13 protein-coding genes and 1 pseudogene are annotated in these 14,833 nt (G+C 59.7%); 3 read left to right on the top strand and 11 right to left on the bottom strand.

Annotation, left to right across the window (positions count from 1 at the left end; all coding sequences use genetic code 11):
* Positions 1-87: 87 nt before the first annotated feature.
* From gltP to ACYASU_RS24890, 5 genes are all read right to left on the bottom strand, one after another.
* Complete coding sequence (gltP, locus tag ACYASU_RS24910) at positions 88-1,419, bottom strand: glutamate/aspartate:proton symporter GltP (RefSeq protein ID WP_463584390.1); 1,332 nt, start codon at positions 1,417-1,419, stop codon at positions 88-90.
* 699 nt (positions 1,420-2,118) lie between these two features.
* Positions 2,119-2,586, bottom strand: a complete 468-nt coding sequence (locus ACYASU_RS24905) for an inhibitor of vertebrate lysozyme family protein (RefSeq protein WP_192174453.1) — start codon at positions 2,584-2,586, stop codon at positions 2,119-2,121.
* Positions 2,587-2,588: 2 nt separating this feature from the next.
* On the bottom strand, positions 2,589-2,753 hold the full coding sequence (locus ACYASU_RS24900; RefSeq protein WP_002555679.1) for a DUF1328 domain-containing protein: 165 nt from the start codon (positions 2,751-2,753) through the stop codon (positions 2,589-2,591).
* Between the two features lie 89 nt (positions 2,754-2,842).
* Positions 2,843-3,127: a hypothetical protein gene (locus ACYASU_RS24895; RefSeq protein ID WP_192174452.1), complete on the bottom strand. Its 285-nt coding sequence runs from the start codon at positions 3,125-3,127 to the stop codon at positions 2,843-2,845.
* 272 nt (positions 3,128-3,399) lie between these two features.
* On the bottom strand, positions 3,400-4,254 hold the full coding sequence (locus tag ACYASU_RS24890) for a BON domain-containing protein (RefSeq protein WP_192174451.1): 855 nt from the start codon (positions 4,252-4,254) through the stop codon (positions 3,400-3,402).
* Between the two features lie 256 nt (positions 4,255-4,510).
* Between ACYASU_RS24890 and algB the strand changes: the two genes are divergently transcribed.
* The 3 genes and pseudogenes from algB (at position 4,511) to ACYASU_RS24875 (ending at position 7,655) form a co-directional block, all read left to right on the top strand.
* Positions 4,511-5,857, top strand: a complete 1,347-nt coding sequence (algB, locus tag ACYASU_RS24885; protein WP_192174450.1) for a sigma-54-dependent response regulator transcription factor AlgB — start codon at positions 4,511-4,513, stop codon at positions 5,855-5,857.
* Between the two features lie 10 nt (positions 5,858-5,867).
* Positions 5,868-7,269: pseudogene (locus ACYASU_RS24880) on the top strand (KinB sensor domain-containing domain); the annotation flags it as partial.
* A gap of 20 nt (positions 7,270-7,289) precedes the next feature.
* Positions 7,290-7,655, top strand: coding sequence for a sensor histidine kinase (locus tag ACYASU_RS24875; RefSeq protein ID WP_407073261.1), 366 nt, complete (start codon positions 7,290-7,292; stop codon positions 7,653-7,655).
* A 15-nt stretch (positions 7,656-7,670) separates the two neighbouring features.
* On the opposite strand, the gene ACYASU_RS24870 is transcribed toward ACYASU_RS24875, so the two are convergent.
* The 6 genes from ACYASU_RS24870 to ACYASU_RS24845 form a co-directional block, all read right to left on the bottom strand.
* Positions 7,671-9,290 carry an EAL domain-containing protein gene (locus ACYASU_RS24870; protein ID WP_463584389.1) on the bottom strand — a complete coding sequence of 540 codons (1,620 nt, stop codon included), beginning with the start codon at positions 9,288-9,290 and terminating at the stop codon, positions 7,671-7,673.
* Between the two features lie 92 nt (positions 9,291-9,382).
* Positions 9,383-10,159, bottom strand: a complete 777-nt coding sequence (locus ACYASU_RS24865) for an N-acetylmuramoyl-L-alanine amidase (protein WP_172610133.1) — start codon at positions 10,157-10,159, stop codon at positions 9,383-9,385.
* A gap of 99 nt (positions 10,160-10,258) precedes the next feature.
* Entirely contained in the window at positions 10,259-12,334 is a 2,076-nt protein-coding gene (locus ACYASU_RS24860; RefSeq protein ID WP_463584388.1) for a GGDEF domain-containing protein, read from the bottom strand.
* Entirely contained in the window at positions 12,331-13,212 is an 882-nt protein-coding gene (locus ACYASU_RS24855) for an endonuclease/exonuclease/phosphatase family protein (protein WP_192174445.1), read from the bottom strand. The genes ACYASU_RS24860 and ACYASU_RS24855 overlap by 4 nt, the downstream gene beginning before the upstream one ends.
* Positions 13,213-13,221: 9 nt before the next feature.
* Complete coding sequence (locus ACYASU_RS24850) at positions 13,222-13,863, bottom strand: thiol:disulfide interchange protein DsbA/DsbL (protein WP_192174444.1); 642 nt, start codon at positions 13,861-13,863, stop codon at positions 13,222-13,224.
* A 191-nt stretch (positions 13,864-14,054) separates the two neighbouring features.
* On the bottom strand, positions 14,055-14,672 hold the full coding sequence (locus ACYASU_RS24845; protein ID WP_463584387.1) for a c-type cytochrome: 618 nt from the start codon (positions 14,670-14,672) through the stop codon (positions 14,055-14,057).
* Positions 14,673-14,833: the final 161 nt, after the last annotated feature.

Below are 14,833 nucleotides of genomic sequence, written 5' to 3'. Positions count from 1 at the left end.
TCGCAAGATGCGGCGATGATAACGGCGGGGGCAGAAACAACAAACCCCGGCCGGGGCCAGGGTTTGATGATTCACGCCAGACAGTGATTACTCCACCGTCGATTGACCCGCCGGCAGAGGGTCCTTGCCACGCCAGTGCGGCAGGGAGTTCCAGTAGCGCTCGCCCTTGGCGTCGTCGTACATGCCTTCCCAGCGGGAGATGACCAACACCGCAAGCGCGTTGCCGATCACGTTCAGCGCGGTGCGCGCCATGTCCATGATGCGGTCGACGCCGGCAATGAACGCCAGGCCTTCCAGCGGAATGCCCACGCTGCCCAAGGTTGCCAGCAGCACGACAAACGACACGCCCGGCACACCGGCAATGCCCTTGGACGTCACCATCAGGGTCAGGACCAACATCAACTGCTGGCCGATTGACAGATCAATGCCATACAGCTGCGCGATGAACAGCGCCGCGATGCTTTGGTACAGCGTCGAGCCGTCAAGGTTGAACGAGTAACCGGTCGGCACCACGAAGCTGCTGATGGCCTTGGGCGCCCCGTACGCTTCCATCTTCTCGATCACGCGCGGCAGCACGGTCTCGGAGCTGGCGGTGGAATAGGCGAGCACCAATTCATCTTTGAAGATGCGCATCAGCTTGAGCACCGAAAAGCCAAACAGGCGCGCAATCAGGCCCAGCACCACAAAGGCAAAGAAGGCGATGGCGACGTAAACCAGAATCACCAGCTTGGCCAATGGCAGCAACGAGGCAAAGCCAAAGTTGGCGACGGTCACGGCGATCAGGGCGAACACGCCAATCGGCGCGTAATTCATGATCATGTGAGTGACCTTGAACATGGTCTCCGACACGCCCTGGAAGACCTTTACCAGTGGATCACGCACTTCCGCGTTCAGGCTCGACAGGCCCAGCCCGAAGAACACCGAGAAGAAGATGATCGGCAGCATGTCGCCACGGGCAACCGCCGCGAAGATGTTCGACGGTATGAGATTGAGGATCGTCGCGACGAAGGCATGGTCATGCTGCACTTCGGAGGTGGTCTTCTCGTACTGCGAGATATCCACCGTGCCCAGCGTGCTCATGTCGATGCCGGTGCCGGGATGAAAGACATTGGCCAGCAGCAGACCCACAACGATGGCAATCGTGGTGACGGCTTCAAAATAGAGAATGGTCTTCAGGCCGATGCGGCCAAGCTTCTTGGCGTCCCCAACGCCCGCAATGCCTACGACCAGAGAGGAGATCACAATCGGGATAACGATCATTTTGATCAGGCGGATAAAGATGTCGCCCGCTGGCTGCAGGATGTTGCTGATCCACCAAGCCTTCTCGGTGCTGAAGTGGTTCAGGACGGCGCCGATGGCGATACCCAGGACCAGGCCGATGAGGATCTGCCAGGCGAGGCTCAGTTTTGCCTTCTTCATGTCATTACCTTGTTGTCATTGCCGGGACATCCCCCAACCACACGTTCATCATTGCGCTTGCCAGCAAGCGCGACGCCGCGGTCGCCGTCAGGACTGTCTCGTAAGTGGCCGCAGGCGAGCATCCGAGCTCTGAGCAGGCGAAAAAGGCGCAACTATTCCCACGGTGACTGTCATCGTCTAATGCCGTAAATGACTACCCCATGCCGAATCGGCATGATGAAAATCAATCACTTACGTTGCAGTGCGCCAAAAGAGGGCGAACATAGTTGACTGGAGAATGCTGAGAGGTGGCTAAAACGTCGCCTGTAGCCGATTTACGCGAGGCGCGGTGGCAATATGACAGATTGGTCAAAGGTGGCCGACAAGCCATTTAAGCGGGGGATTTTTGGCGATATACGGTCGTAGGAAACGTAGAAGCAGCTCTGTAGGACTCTTGAAGACCGGAGACCTTTGAGGAAATAGAGGATATTTGCGCCTCACAAGTCCACTGTCGGATAAAGGCTAAAACCGTATCGGACGATGGACTTGCGTTGCGGCTTGCCTGACCCGGCCCACGTGTGGGAGTACTCCTTGTACACCTAGAACGCTTCAATCACTCCGTTGATCGTAACGCCCCGGCCCCTTGGTCACACGCGCACCGTCTTCGGGCTGCGCGCCTATCAGGAAGGTCTGTCAGGGACAGGTCTCCCCTCATTCAAATCAGTACCAGTTCGGGTCTTTCTTGAGCTGCTCTTTCAGAAGGCCTTGCATGCCTTCGTCCGGTTTGCCCAAAAACCGGTAATCCGCATGACGCGTCGGCGATTTGTCTGCGGGAAGTCCCGCCGGCACTTCGACCAACATGGCGTAAGCATGGGATTTGTCGAGACTGAACGCGACGATGAGACGCTTGTTGCGGCAAGTGTCCTGGGTTTCGCAGAGCGGCCCTACCAGATACTTGTCACCGTCTTCGGTCACGGCGTTCATTTGCTCCGCGGCACCGGAGAGATTGATCACCCAGTCGGGCAGTCGCTCTTCCTTCTTCACGACGCTCGACCACGTCTCGCGGTACTCGGGATTGGAGCTCAAAAGCTCGTTCGCCCGAGACTGACCGTCGTTGGCCGCCATAGCTGTAACGCTGGCGCTCCCAAGGAGCGCCAATGTCAGTGCATGGAAATGCTTGAAGCCCATATTCAGCCTCGGCCGCGACGCCCAAAGAAGAACGACACCACGAACATAACCAGGAAGACCACGAACAGGATCTTGGCAATGCCGGTAGCAGTACCTGCGATACCACCAAAACCAAGGACGGCTGCAACGATAGCGATGATCAGAAATGTGATTGCCCAACTCAACATGGTGAATCTCCTTACTGTTTATTGATTTTTTTGCTACGTCGAGGCGTCGGAATGACCCTCGGGGTAGATCGCGTCTTCGACCCGGAAGTTCAGAAAACCCAGCTTTGCTGACGTGGCGCTTCATCAGGAGTAGCGGCCGCGTCATCAACTTGCATGCTCAGGGCGACATCCGAGGCTTTCAGCGCACTTGCCTTGGCAAACGGTACGGTGTGGGCATGGGAGTAGTGGACCTGAGTCACTTCCTGTTTCTGATTCCAGTGATTGAACTGCTGCACACCAATGAGCGTGATCATCAGCGCCAGACTGGCAAACAAAACCTGCTGCAAATGCAGAGGTGAGATACGCAGTTTGTTGGCGAGATGTTGAGCGTTCATTCAGCGGACTCCTGGCAATCTTGTCGGCCGTCTGTTCGGGCCTTTGTTACCAAGGGTATTGCACGCTGTGTGCCAGCTTTCTGAAGGCCAATAAACCTTTATAAATCAATAAGTTATAACTACAACCCGGAAGCGTCTTACGCGCAAGCTGCACGATTGAACATCTGCCATCGTGCGGAATGCACGAACCGCCTGACACCACGTTGGCGGCCGAATTCATTCAGGATGTAATTTCTGATCTCAGAACCGTCATTCGACCGCCGCGTAACGCTCTAGCCTGCGCTGCGCGCCGTGACGCGCAGCGTGTCGGCATCGACGCCTTTAACCCCGCGAATGTTGCGCGCGATTTCGACCGCGAGTTCCTTCTCGGCGTAATTGGCCACCACACCGTCCAGCGTGACTACTCCGTTTTTGGTCTCAACCTTGATGTTCAAGCCATCGAGGGTGCGGCTATATATAAGGCTGGATTTCACCTTGCTGGTGATCCATGCATCGCTGAATTCCTCGCGAACGGCATTGGCCTGGAGTTCGCTCTGCTCTTTGATGGCCTGGGTATCTCGCGCACTGACACTGATGAGGTTATTCACCTCCGTCACGCCGTCCGTATTGGTGGCCAGGCTTCCGGCCAGCTGCTTGGCATCTGCGTCTTTCGCCTGTCCCTTTAGGGTGACGACACCCTGAGCAGCGCTGACATCGATATTCAATGCCTCGGTCACGCTGTTCCAAAGCAGCTTGGATTTGATGGTTGCTATCAGCGTTGCGTCGTCGAAACGCTGGGCCATGGTGGCTTTGGTGCCCGGATCGGCCGCGACCTGCGGATCGATCTCAAGCTGATTATCGACCTTGTTGATGCCCTGAATGTCGCCCGCTATCTGCGCGGCAAGATCCTTGTCGACCTGGTTTTCGACCTTCCCTTTGAGGATTGCCGTGCCCTGTTCCACATCCACGCTGATCTTGAAGGGACTCAAATGCCGGTTCAGGGCAAAGGCGGTCCAGATCGACCCCTCTTGGCGCGCTTCGGCCAGTTGGGTCGGCAGATCGGCGGCTGCGGCGTGAGCAATGACGGGCGTCAGTCCGAGCAGGCTGGCGGTGGTGATGGCCAGGGCGATCTTCTTCAACGGGGGCATGGGAATCTCCAGACAATTGCAAAAGGTACCTCTGGACAGACTGGTCTTTCGCCCAGATGTTCGGCGCGACCTGATTTTGCCCACATGGAGATTCGGGGCAACGGTAATCCCACGTGCCCTGCCATGGATCAGCGCATAACGGCTTTTTTCAGAAGATCGCTACCATGCAGCGTAAAGAATCAATCAGAATGAACCATGCAACTTGCCCGATCTTTCCGGGACTAACACAGACTATTCACTGAGGAGCGTAGGAAAAATGGAAGCAGCCGCTGAGAATCAGGGCCGTATTCTGCTCGTGGATGATGAATCCGCCATCCTTCGCACCTTCCGTTATTGCCTGGAAGACGAGGGCTACAGCGTAGCCACCGCCAACAGCGCGGCGCAGGCTGAATCGCTGCTGCAGCGTCAGGTATTCGATGTGTGCTTCCTCGACCTGCGTCTGGGCGAGGACAACGGGCTGGACGTTTTGGCGCAAATGCGCGTGCAGGCGCCCTGGATGCGCGTGGTGATAGTGACTGCGCACTCAGCGGTCGACACCGCCGTGGATGCGATACAGGCCGGCGCTGCCGATTACCTGGTCAAACCCTGCAGCCCGGATCAACTGCGCCTCGCCACTGCCAAGCAGCTCGAAGTCCGCCAGTTGTCCGCGCGACTCGAAGCGCTGGAAGGCGAAGTACGCAAACCGAAGGACGGCCTTGATTCACACAGCCCGTCGATGATGGCGATCCTCGAAACCGCCCGCCAGGTCGCCAACACTGACGCGAACATTCTTATCCTCGGCGAATCCGGTACGGGTAAAGGTGAGTTGGCGCGGGCGATTCACGGCTGGAGCAAGCGCGCCAAGAAGGCCTGCGTGACCATCAACTGTCCATCGCTCACTGCCGAATTGATGGAAAGCGAACTGTTCGGCCACAGCCGTGGCGCCTTCACCGGCGCCAGCGAAAGCACCCTCGGTCGGGTGAATCAGGCGGACGGCGGTACGTTGTTCCTTGATGAAATCGGCGACTTCCCGCTCACGTTGCAACCGAAACTGCTGCGCTTCATTCAGGACAAGGAATACGAACGCGTCGGTGACCCCGTCACCCGTCGTGCCGACGTGCGCATCCTGGCGGCGACCAACCTGAACCTCGAAGACATGGTCCGCGAAGGGCGTTTCCGCGAGGACCTGTTGTATCGCCTGAACGTGATCACCCTGAACCTGCCGCCGCTGCGCGAACGAAGCGAAGACATCCTTACGCTGGCGGACCGCTTTCTGGCGCGCTTCGTCAAGGAATACAGCCGCCCGGCGCGTGGCTTCAGCGAACAGGCGCGCAGTGCGCTGCTCAACTACCGCTGGCCCGGCAACATCCGAGAGCTGCGTAACGTGATCGAGCGGGCGAGCATTATCTGCCCACAGGAAAAAGTCGAAATCACGCATCTGGGCATGGCCGAACAACCGGTCAACAATGCCCCGCGTGTCGGCGCAGCGTTGAGCCTGGATGAGCTGGAGAAAGCCCACATCGGCGCAGTACTGGCCACCAGCGATACGCTGGATCAGGCCGCGCGCACGCTGGGCATCGACGCCTCGACGCTGTACCGAAAACGCAAGCAGTACAACCTGTGACAGGGCGCCGATGATGTTTGCGATGAAGTTGCGCACCCGACTCTTCCTGAGTATTTCCGCCCTTATCACCGTTGCCCTGCTGGGCCTGGTGCTGGGGCTCGTCAGCGTCATGCAGATGGCCAAATCTCAGGAATCATCAATTCGGCACAACTTCATCACCCTCGATATCGGCCTGAAGCTGCGACAAAACCTGGGTGACCAATTGGTCATGATGCTCCAGGACAACCCCGATCAGGTGGCGATCAAGCGCAATCAGGAGGAGTTTCAGAACCTGCTCGTTCAGGGCATTGATCATGATCAGCAGACCGGCGTTCCCAGCGGATTCGAAGCGGCCCGGGTGAACTACGCCCGCTTCGTCAAAACCATTGAGCAATCCAGCGAACCTGGTGACGCGATCCGCGACGATGAGGCCGTGACAGAGGCGTTCAACACGTTGCGTAACGGCTTGCTCGACGCCCATCGTCAGGCGCTTGAGAACATCAGCCAGGCTGAAACCGCGTCGAGATCGCGAGCGCTCTGGGTTTCCGCGCTGCTGGGACTGGTGGGGCTGGCGGTGCTGGTTATCGGCTTCGTCACCGCCCACGGCATCGCCCGGCGTTTCGGCGGCCCCATCGAGCAGCTGGCCAAGGCGGCGGACCGGATTGCCCAAGGGGATTTCGACGTTACGCTGCCCACATCCTCGTCGGATGAAATGAATCTGCTGACTCACCGTTTCGGCATGATGGCCGACGCATTGCGCCAGCATCAGAAAACCAATGTCGATGAACTGCTCGCCGGCCAACAGCGCTTGCAGGCGGTGCTGGACAGCATTGACGACGGTTTGCTGATGATTGATCGACAAGGGCGGCTTGAGCACCTGAACCCGGTCGCGCAACGGCAGTTGGGCTGGGAGGAAAGTCGCTTGGGCCAAGGGCTCGGCGAAGCGTTGCAACGCCCGGAACTGGACGAGCAGCTGTATCTGGTGCTGCGCGGCGGCACGCTGGAACGGGCACCCGATGACCTTTCCATCGAGATCGACGGCGAAGTCCGCCTGCTGACCTACAGCCTTACGCCGGTCAGCCACACCAAAGGGCACATCGTCGGCGCCGTGATGGTGCTGCACGACGTCACCGAGCAGCGGGCATTCGAACGGGTACGCAGCGAGTTCGTGCTGCGCGCTTCCCACGAGTTGCGCACGCCTGTCACCGGCATGCACATGGCTTTCGGCCTGCTTCAGGAGCGCGTGCATTTCCCGCCGGATTCGCGAGAGAAGGACCTGCTCGACACCGTCAATGAAGAAATGCAGCGCCTGATGCAGTTGATCAACGACCTGCTCAACTTCTCGCGCTACCAGAACGGCCTGCAGAAGCTGACGCTCGAACCCTGTGACATCAACGAATTACTCGAAGCGGCGCGTCAGCGCTTCGCCGATACCGCCCACGATCAGGACGTCATGGTGCTGCTGGAAACCCAGGAGCCGCTGCCACGGGTGCAGGCGGACAAGGCGCAGCTGGACCGCGTGCTCGACAACCTGCTTGATAACGCTTTGCGCCATACCCCGAAATCCGGCCTGATCCGCTTGCAGGCGCGGCGTCATGGCGAGCGGTTGATCATCAGCGTGGAAGACAACGGCGAGGGCATTGCCTACGGCCAGCAAGCCCGAATCTTCGAGCCTTTCGTTCAGGTTGGACGCAAGAAAGGTGGGGCAGGCCTGGGGCTGGCCCTGTGCAAGGAAATCGTTCAGTTGCACGGCGGGCGAATGGGCGTGTATTCCCGACCTGGGCAGGGTACGCAGTTCTACATGGCGCTGCCGCTCTAGACCGGCATTGCTGCGCTACGCCACATCATCCGCACGCCGCCCGGCGCTGCGTCTGCCGCCGGTCACCAGTTCAGTGAACTTGGTCGCGCTCAGGGGCCGGGCGAACAGCCAGCCCTGGCCATACATCACCCCTTCGCTTTTCAGCAGCATCGCCTGTGACTCGAACTCGATGCCCTCGGCGATCACCCGCAGTTGCAGCGCATGGGCCATCCGAATGATATGCGGCGCCACGCCACTGCTGGCGGCATCGTGGCCGAGGGCGTCAATAAACGCCTTGTCGATTTTCAAACAGTCCACCGGCAGCGTCTGCAGATAGGCGAGGCTGCAATAGCCGGTGCCGAAATCATCGATCAACACCTGATGACCCCGATCGCGCAGCGCCTGAAGATGATTGCGCGCGACTACCACGTCCACGAGACCGCGTTCGGTCACTTCAAACGCAATCTGCCGAGGCGCCACCCGGTGTAACGCCAGCAGCTTCGCCGTCACTCGGCCGATGCGTGGGGCCATGACATCGCACGCTGCCAGATTGACTGACACGTACAGGTGCGGATTGGCGCGTAAAAGCTGGCCGAGCTGCTCCAGCAATTGCTGGAGCACGAAATCGGTGATCTGACGGATCTGCCCGGTGTTTTCCGCCAGCGGAATAAAGAGGTCAGGACTGGTCAACGTGCCGTCCGGTCGCCGCCAGCGCACCAAGGCCTCGGCGCCCACGCACAGCCGCGTGTTGAGGTCGAAAATCGGCTGATACAAAACCTTCAGCTCGCCACGGCGCAATGCCCCGTGCAGCTCACCGCCCAATGACTGCCGTTGACGCACCAGTTGCAGGACGAGAATGCCGATGAACAACGAAATCAACAGGCTGGCCGGGACCAACAGCCACCACGCACCGGTGATCTTCTGTTGCAAGGCACTGCGCGGGGTAATCAGGACCAGTTGATATTCCGGGCTCTGGGTCGGCATCCGGTAGACGAGTTTGTCCTGGGTGGACATCAGCGTTTCGGTGGAGGTCGGCGACCAGTCCGGCGTGGGCGGCCATGTCTGAGGCGGGCCCAGGACCGGGACTGCCTTGGAGCCACGATCTAGCACCACCACCAGACTGCCGCCCACCGGCAGGTCAACGACGTCAGTCAAATGGCCGCGGGAAGTGGAAACACGAAACTCCCCGCGCCCGAGCATCAGTGAAGCCAGGTTGTCGTCAGGCTGGGTGGAGGTATTCAGCCAGTAATCATAAGTGGGGCCGCGAATGTCCGGCGGCCTGGGCTTGCCAATCAGGCTCTGCCGCGTCCAGCTTGAACAGAACTGACTGTCGCTGACGTACGCCACTTCGTAGATAAAACGGTAGCGCGAGTTCACCTGACGTAACTGCTCGATCATTGCGGGGCTGCAACCGCGCAACGGCTGCGCTTCAAGTTGATCGAGCCCGGCCCTCAACTGACCGAATAATTGCTCCAGTCGCACCAGAAAGCGCTCGCCCTGTGCATTCATTTGCGCACGTTCGTCCTGTCGGGCCTGATGCATCGCCAGCCCAAAGCTGCCCGCCAGCAAGACGGCCGCGCTTAACAGCGCGGCCACTAATGCCAGAAGCCAGGGACGATAAAGTAAAGAGCGCAGTCGCGGCGTCGCCGTGAACATCGGCAGTCATCCAGATGGTGGGATTTCCATAACCACTGAGGTATAGCAACAAGCGCAGAAATAGTCCGAAAAAAACCGGCAATTAGCGGAATTTAGTGCCTGAAGTTAAGTACTTGCAGCATAGCTGCACTTTGCAGATCCGGCTCACCGTCAAATTTTTGTGGTCGATAGTGCATCTGAAACGCAGCCAGTGTGTGACGTGTTGCGATGTCCAGCTCACCGGTCTGCGGCGTCGGGTAACCCAGCAGCGCCAGTTGCTGCTGGAACCACACGATATTTGGCACGACGCCCATCAACTGGGTTTGACGCTGTGCCACCTGCTGTTCATCCGGCCAGATGCCCAGGCCTTCCTGGGCCAGCCGCTTCCACGGGAACAACGGTCCCGGATCGAGCTTGCGCAACGGCGCGATGTCGCTGTGACCAATGACGTGACGGGGTTCGATGTGGTTGCGTTTAACGATGTCTTTGAGCAGAACGATCAGCGCCTGAATCTGCGCTTCGCTGTACGGATACCAAAGCCGACCCGTAGGCGTGTCGCGATAGCCCGGATTGACGATCTCGATGCCGATGCTGCTTGAGTTGAGCCAGGTGCGCCCGTCCCATTCGCTTTCACCGGCGTGCCATGCGCGCTGGGATTCGTCGACCAGCTTGTAGGTGGTGGCCGGACCGTCGCCGATCAGGTAGTGCGCGCTGACCTCACCGTGGGTCAGCAAGGCCAGCGACCGGTCGAGGGAAGCAGAGGTGTAATGAACCACCACGAACTGCACGCGGCTGTCGAAATTGACGGAAGGGTGGCTGGTGTCGATCTTCGGACCGCTGCTGCAAGCGGTCAGCAGCAACAACAGAAACAGGGCGGAAATAGACTTCATGGCGGCACGACGTGTAGGCAAATAATGCAACAGTGTAACGTAACGTCGGCGGCGCATTCAAAAATGCATCAAGCCTACGCAGCCAACCAGACGAAGCGTTCAACCCTGCTCGATACGGTTACGTCCTTCGTGCTTGGCGCGGTACAGCGCCTGATCCGCACGTTTGAGCACCACATCACTGCGCTCACCCGGAGCGAACAGCGTGATGCCCATGGACACCGTGACCGTCACCCGCTCGCCCTTGAAGTGAAACGGGCATTGTTCGATGCCCTCCCGCAGACGCTCCAACAGCGCCAGCCCCTCATCCATCGGCGTGGTCGCCAGCAGGATCACAAACTCTTCTCCGCCGAAACGCGCAATGAAATCCGAAGCCCGTAACCGCTTTCGCAGTTGACCGGCGATGATCTTCAAGACCTTGTCGCCCGCCAGATGGCCGTAACCGTCATTGATGCGCTTGAAGTGATCCAGGTCGAGAATGCCGAGCAGCAGGCTTGAACGCTTCCTCTGCAACTGATCGATCTCATGCTCCAGCCGCTCGTTCCACGCCGCGCGGTTCGGCAGGCCTGTCAGTGTGTCGATCAGCGCCTTCTGCCGTTGTTCTTCCAGATGAACCCGGAAGCCCAGCGCTTCCTGCTCCATTGTTGCCACGCGGCTGGAGAGGGCTTGCAGGCGGGTGGCGACTTCCTGTTCGCGCTGATCGCGTTGCTGCTGATGATGATCCATGGTGCCAATCAGCCCTTCGAGACGGCTTTCCAACACGTGCTTCAGGCTGTCCAGATCGGCCGCCTGCTGCAAACTGGTTTGCAGATCGTCGACGTGTTCACGCAACTGATGATCCAGTTGACGCGACGCCGAATGCTGATCGGCGTGGTCTTCGCTGGCAGCCAGCAAGCCGCTCTGAAACGACTCAAGGCGCTCGTTGAGCTGCTTGAGATAAGCCTCGAATTCGTGCTGGCCGCTGTCGGTGATGGCGAGCATCAGCACGGCGAGATCGTCGAGGATCGGCAGCAGTTCGTACCAGTTCAGCCCATGTTCAAGCCGGGCGCGCATGGCTTCGGCTTGCGGCCGATGGTGTTCAGGCAGCGTCAGTTCGTCGAGCAGGCCCAGCAACGTTTCTTCGATATGGGCGGCGACCGAGCTGTAACTCGGCTCGGGCGAGGAGGGCAGCGCGTAGGAGCTGTCCTCTTCAGCGATGGTCTCGTCAGGCTCTTCGTCTTCAGCGACGACTTCGATATGGTCGGCAATAACAACGGCTTCAGCAATCTCTTCGGGATCGGGAGAGGGCGCTTCATCCGCAGGCTCAGATGCTTCGTCGTCGGAAGACTCGGCGGCGGAGGCCTGTGGGACATCAGCGGTGTGAAGCGGCGCCTCGGGTTCTTCTTCTGGCCGGGCCGGCTCGGGCTCGAGCATTACCGGCTGGACTGCAACTTCCAAGGGGGGCGTCGGAATGGAGCGCTCGGGCTCTTCGGCGACAGGCTGGGGGACCGGCGGGACGGTGCTGCGAAGTTCAGCCTCCAGCTCAGTGTTCTCTGGGGCAGCTTCCGGCACAGCGGATGAATGCTGCGGCGCACCATCGGAAGCCTGCAGCCCGGCCGGCTCGGCAACGGAATGGGGCAACGGGGCCGACTCATCACCTTCGCTGCCAGCCTCACGGTGACTGCCGAACAATCGCTGCAGGAAACCCGGGCGGGACGCTTCATCCGGGTGTTCGATCTGCGACAGCGCCTGCCCCTGAAGTCCGCTCAACTCGCTTAATAACAGCGGTAGCTCACGGGCTTGGGTAATGCGATCTTCCAGGCTCTTGGCGAATCGCTTGAGCGGCTTGCTGACGTCCTTGGGCAGCGGCAACGCCTGCAACTGCGTGACCAACGAGGTCAACGCCGTGCCCATCTGCTCGACGCGCTGCTCGCGACGCTGTTCGGAGTCCAGCACCGCTTTTTCCAGGCGCGGAATCAAGGCTGCCAGGCCTGCGTCCATGTCGTCCTTGCGAACGATTTCGCGCATTTCCTTCATGCACGCATCAACCGCCTTGTCGGCACCTTCGGCCGCCAGGCTGCTGCGCACGAGGCCTCGACGCAGCAAGTCGAGCCGCGCGTTCCAGCGCCGCTCCAGTTTGTCTTGCTGCTCGATGCTCTTGAGGTACTTTTCTTTCCAGCGCTGCGCTTCGTCGGTCATTCCACAGGTCCGCGAGGAGATGTGCTTGTTATCGGCAGCGAGTCACCGATTAATGAGGCCGGCAAGCGAATCTCCACCGCGACGGGCAGATGATCGGAAATGGGCTGCGCCAGTACCTGCACTTTTTCAAGGGTCAGGGTCGGGCTCAGAAGGATGTGGTCCAGGCATCGCTGCGGACGCCAGCTCGGAAAAGTCGCTTCGATCTGCGGGGCGAGCAGGCCGAGATCGCGCAGTGGCGAGGTTTGCAGCAGGTCATTGGCGTGGGTGTTCATGTCGCCCATCAGCACCTGATGGCGATACCCGCCAATCAGCTCGCGAATGTACGCGAGCTGCCGTGTACGGGTCCGCGCGCCCAGTGCCAGGTGCATGACCACCACAACCAGCGCATCCGGACCTTCGCCGAAGCGAACGAGAATGGCGCCACGCCCGGCGGGGCCTGGCAGCGGATGGTCTTCGATGTCCCACGGACGCAAACGGCTGAGCACGCCATTGCTGTGCTGGGCGAGGCGTCCGAGGTTTCGATTGAGTTGCTGGTGCCAGTACGGAAAAGAACCGAGCTGGGCAAGGTGTTCGACTTGGTTGATGTAGCCCGAACGCAGGCTGCCGCCATCAGCTTCCTGTAACGCGACCAGATCATAGTCGCGCAGCAGATCGCCGATCTTCTGCAGATTCCCGGCTCTGCCATTGTGGGGCAGCAGATGCTGCCACCCTCGGGTCAGGTAGTGCCGGTAGCGTTCGGTGCTGTTACCCACCTGGATATTGAAGCTGAGCAGGCGAAGCCGACCGTCGGCCGGCAACCCTGTTTCGTGAAGATGATGCTCGTTGACCTTCGGCTTGTGCCGGGCAACGACCCGTTCAGTAGTTCCCCAGCGCGCCATGGTCAGCGCTTACTTGGCGGTCAGCGTCGCGCGCTCTTTGGCGATCAGCTGATCGGCCACTTGAAGCGCTTGCTCAGGACCACCGGCAGTGCCGAGGTCAAAGCGGTATTTACCGTTGACGATCATGGTCGGGACGCCAGTGATCTCATACTTCTTGGCCAGTTCCTTGTATTGAGCGATCTTGCCCTTCACAGCGAACGAGTTGAAGGTTTCGAGGAACTTGGTCTTGTCGACGCCCTGGGTGGCAACGAAGTCAGCCATGTCGTTCGGGTCGGTCAGACGCTTGCCGCCTTTCTGAATCGCGTCGAACACGGCGGTGTGGACTTTCTTCTCCACACCCATGGTGTCGAGGGTAATGAATAGCTGGCCGTGAGCGTCCCAAGGGCCGCCGAACATGGCGGGAACGCGGATGAAGTGAACGTCAGCGGGAAGCTTTTCGACCCATGGGTTGATGACCGGCTCGAAGGCGTAGCAGTGCGGGCAGCCGTACCAGAACATTTCGACGACTTCGATCTTGCCCGGCTCGGAAACAGGAACAGCGCTTTTCAGCTCGACGTATTGCTTGCCGGCTTCGATGGGCTCTGCTGCTTGAGCGGTCAGACCGAACAGGCTGGTGAAAATCAGAGCGGCGCTGAGAATCAGATTACGCATGCTTAACTCCTGGGCATGGAAGGTCACTTCGGTGGCCGCAGTTCGACCGGCCGAGGTGATATGAGTTCGCAAGTGTAACGCCTGCAGCCACAAAAAAGGGCAGCCGTTCGCTACCCTTTTTGGCCCGTCCGGGCAGGTCTGTCGGCAATTTGTTTTACCAACCGTGTCCGTCAGGATCGCGGTCCTGACGCTCAATGCAGCCCTTGAATGTAAGCCGCGAGGGCTTCGATATCCTTGTTGCTCAGCTTCGCGGCGATGGTGCGCATGACCCGCGTGTCGCCGTCGTTAGTGCGGTCACCTACGCGGAACGCCGTGAGCTGTTTCTTGATGTAATCGGCGTGCTGCCCGCTCACGTGCGGAAAGCCTGCCGTTGCAATGCCCGCGCCGTCTGGAGAATGGCAGCCGATGCAGGCCGGCATGCCCTCATCGAGCTTGCCGCCGCGAAACAGCGCTTCACCTCGGGCGGCGAGATCGGGATCGGCAGTGCCGACACTGCCTTTCTGGCCGGCGTAGTAAGCGGCGATGTCGGCCAGGTCCTGATCCGTGAGCGGATTAAGTTGTCCAGTCATTTCCAGCACGACCCGCTTGCCGTCCTTGATGTCGTGCAGCTGCTTGAGCAGATAACGCTCACCCTGGCCGGCGAGCTTCGGAAAGATGGGCACCAGGCTGTTACCGTCGGGCCCATGGCAGGCGCCGCAGACTGCTGTTTTCCCTTGGCCGGCGAGCGGATCGCCCACGGGCGAGTCAGCGGCCTGCACGACGCCATTCAGGCTCAGGGTCAACAGCAGGCTCGACAGAAATGCGTTCATGGGTTGATCCGATGCGGCTGAAAGTACGGCCCTCAATGATGGACTGCCTTGAGAGGAAGCGGCCTGTTTTTGGACGTTTCAGTGCAGATGCCGGGCGGGCTCTTGCGTCGACAACACCCTTGCGGGGGCAGGACAAGGCACACATGAAAATCCGCGGCATT

Source organism: Pseudomonas sp. HP_12, from assembly GCF_055283955.1.
The sequence above is the reverse complement of the archived record's forward strand: the minus strand, read 5'-3'. Positions and strand labels throughout refer to the sequence as shown.

Excerpts from the sequence above, each read along its gene's own strand:
- ACYASU_RS24845 (WP_463584387.1), bottom strand. The coding sequence starts at position 14,672 with ATGAACGCATTTCTGTCGAGCCTGCTGTTGACCCTGAGCCTGAATGGC.
- ACYASU_RS24895 (WP_192174452.1), bottom strand. The coding sequence starts at position 3,127 with ATGAACGCTCAACATCTCGCCAACAAACTGCGTATCTCACCTCTGCAT.
- ACYASU_RS24855 (WP_192174445.1), bottom strand. The coding sequence starts at position 13,212 with ATGGCGCGCTGGGGAACTACTGAACGGGTCGTTGCCCGGCACAAGCCG.
- ACYASU_RS24890 (WP_192174451.1), bottom strand. The coding sequence starts at position 4,254 with ATGCCCCCGTTGAAGAAGATCGCCCTGGCCATCACCACCGCCAGCCTG.
- ACYASU_RS24870 (WP_463584389.1), bottom strand. The coding sequence starts at position 9,290 with ATGTTCACGGCGACGCCGCGACTGCGCTCTTTACTTTATCGTCCCTGG.
- ACYASU_RS24865 (WP_172610133.1), bottom strand. The coding sequence starts at position 10,159 with ATGAAGTCTATTTCCGCCCTGTTTCTGTTGTTGCTGCTGACCGCTTGC.
- ACYASU_RS24850 (WP_192174444.1), bottom strand. The coding sequence starts at position 13,863 with ATGCGTAATCTGATTCTCAGCGCCGCTCTGATTTTCACCAGCCTGTTC.
- gltP (WP_463584390.1), bottom strand. The coding sequence starts at position 1,419 with ATGAAGAAGGCAAAACTGAGCCTCGCCTGGCAGATCCTCATCGGCCTG.
- ACYASU_RS24905 (WP_192174453.1), bottom strand. The coding sequence starts at position 2,586 with ATGGGCTTCAAGCATTTCCATGCACTGACATTGGCGCTCCTTGGGAGC.
- ACYASU_RS24860 (WP_463584388.1), bottom strand. The coding sequence starts at position 12,334 with ATGACCGACGAAGCGCAGCGCTGGAAAGAAAAGTACCTCAAGAGCATC.
- ACYASU_RS24875 (WP_407073261.1), top strand. The coding sequence starts at position 7,290 with ATGGTGCTGCTGGAAACCCAGGAGCCGCTGCCACGGGTGCAGGCGGAC.
- ACYASU_RS24900 (WP_002555679.1), bottom strand. The coding sequence starts at position 2,753 with ATGTTGAGTTGGGCAATCACATTTCTGATCATCGCTATCGTTGCAGCC.
- algB (WP_192174450.1), top strand. The coding sequence starts at position 4,511 with ATGGAAGCAGCCGCTGAGAATCAGGGCCGTATTCTGCTCGTGGATGAT.